The organism is Streptomyces sp. NPDC101166 (genome assembly GCF_044768125.1).
Lineage (GTDB): Bacteria > Actinomycetota > Actinomycetes > Streptomycetales > Streptomycetaceae > Streptomyces.
Genome location: NZ_JBIWPF010000179.1, coordinates 1 through 1,258, shown reverse-complemented (window position 1 = coordinate 1,258; position 1,258 = coordinate 1). Strand labels below are relative to the sequence as shown.

Genomic DNA, 1,258 nt, shown 5'->3' with positions numbered 1-1,258 from the left:
GTGTCGGCGAAATCCTGGGTGTCGGAGAACGGCAGCGAGGACTGCGCCTTCGAGTGCTGATCGGTGATGTGACCGCTGGGATCGACCGAATTCTTGGACGCTTCCTCGGCGGCGGACCCGTTGTCGCTGTTGCTGTCGCAGCCGGTCACGGCCGCGCCGACACCGACCACCGCCAGCGCCGCCGCGCCTACCCCGAATACCCCGCGTCGGGACACCGTGAATCGGCCCTGCGTGGTGTCCCCGTGGTCCGTGCGGTTGTTCTCGGTCATCGGCGCGCTCCTGTCTCCATCCGGCTGACGTGCGAGGCAAGATCGTTAGCTGAATATTCGCCAACCTTCTGGCCCGAGCCTCAGCCTACCTCGCTATTGCAGTAACACTGCAATATCATGGCCGTGTGACCTGACCCATACGCCGGGACCTGCGCGTGAGCGGCCCGGCCCGATGTGATCGGATTCCCCCATGAGCGAGGGCAAAGGCGACGGCCCGCGGCGCCGGCGCAATCCGCCGCAGACCCGCAGGGCCATCATCGAGGGCTTGCTGTCGGCGGTGCACGAGGGCGAGTTCGACCCCACCACCCGCGATATCGCCGAACGGGCCGGGGTGTCCGAACGCAGTATCTTCGTGCACTTCCCGTCCCGGACCGCGCTGCTCACGGCCGCGGTCGACCAGCAATCCGAGCAGGTCGAGGCGCTGATCGCCGACATCGATCCGGACCGGCCGCTGGAGCAGCGCATCGACGCGGTGGTGCGGCAGGGCGAGGCGATCTTCCGGTTGCAGCGCGAGCCGCGGGTGCTGGGCCTGATCGAGTCACTGCGCACGCCGGCGGTCGATGAACGGATGCGGCTGACCGACAAGCGGATTCGCGAGGCGCTGGCCCGCGGCTTCGCCCCCGAACTGGCCGCCGACACCGGTGAACAGTTGCTCGACCTGCTCGACGCCACCATCGGCTGGCCCTACCGCCACCACCTGATCGACCGGCGCGGGCTGTCGGCGCGGGCCGCGTCCGAGGCGGTCCGCCGCACCCTCGCCACCCTGCTCACACCAGCAAACTGAACCGACCGTTCGGATTCCGTGGCGTCCGAACGGGTTTCGCCCCCGCCCGAGTGGTCTCGACCCACCTGCCTAAGTGATAGCCGGAGGTGCGCCGGGGACGAAGAACGCGATGAACACGGACACCACGCACACGATCAGGACCACCACCGTGGCCATGGCGATGGCGCGCGGCCCGTGCTCGCGATGCCCGTGGTGCAGGGAGTTG

The 1,258-nt window shown here is 68.7% G+C and carries 2 protein-coding genes; one reads left to right on the top strand and one right to left on the bottom strand.

All coding sequences use genetic code 11. From position 1 onward, the window contains the following. Window positions 1-269: hypothetical protein (locus ACIRS4_RS37500; protein WP_404204641.1), on the bottom strand; the 269-nt coding region annotated here is incomplete at its 3' end. A 190-nt stretch (window positions 270-459) separates the two neighbouring features. Here ACIRS4_RS37500 and ACIRS4_RS37495 point away from each other — a divergent pair. Then, the gene (locus tag ACIRS4_RS37495) at window positions 460-1,053 is read left to right on the top strand and encodes a TetR/AcrR family transcriptional regulator (protein WP_404204639.1); all 594 of its coding nucleotides are present in this window, start codon (window positions 460-462) and stop codon (window positions 1,051-1,053) included. Window positions 1,054-1,258: the final 205 nt, after the last annotated feature.

What these genes read in the sequence shown, in the direction of transcription:
- ACIRS4_RS37495 (WP_404204639.1), top strand. Translation starts at nt 460, where the DNA reads ATGAGCGAGGGCAAAGGCGACGGCCCGCGGCGCCGGCGCAATCCGCCG.